Source organism: Aminobacter sp. MET-1 (assembly GCF_026521175.1).
Classification (GTDB): domain Bacteria; phylum Pseudomonadota; class Alphaproteobacteria; order Rhizobiales; family Rhizobiaceae; genus Aminobacter.
Window position 1 is genome coordinate 1 of record NZ_JAMSHL010000138.1, and the last position, 256, is coordinate 256.

General features: G+C 59.8%; 1 protein-coding gene and 1 pseudogene. Both read left to right on the top strand.

What is annotated here, in order from left to right; all coding sequences use genetic code 11:
- Nucleotides 1–159, top strand: a pseudogene (locus NDO48_RS30625) (gamma carbonic anhydrase family protein); the annotation flags it as partial.
- A partial coding sequence (locus tag NDO48_RS30630; protein ID WP_416377233.1) for a DUF1289 domain-containing protein occupies nt 156–256 on the top strand: 101 nt, incomplete at its 3' end. The pseudogene NDO48_RS30625 and the gene NDO48_RS30630, both read left to right, overlap by 4 nt.

Sequence of the window (256 nt, forward strand, 5' to 3'; positions counted from 1 at the left end):
GGCAAGGAGATTCCCGATGGTTCGCTGGTGATGGGCTCGCCGGGCAAGGTGGTGCGTGAGCTGACCGAGGCGCAAAAACGCATGCTCGAAGCCAGCGCCGCGCACTATGTGCATAACGCGCAGCGCTATGCCCGTGACTTGGTTGAGCAGGAAGAATGAACCCGATTGAACGGCCTGTTGCCTCGCCGTGCGTGAACATTTGCGCGCTGGACGATGATGACATTTGCACCGGTTGCCAGCGTACGGTGGATGAGAT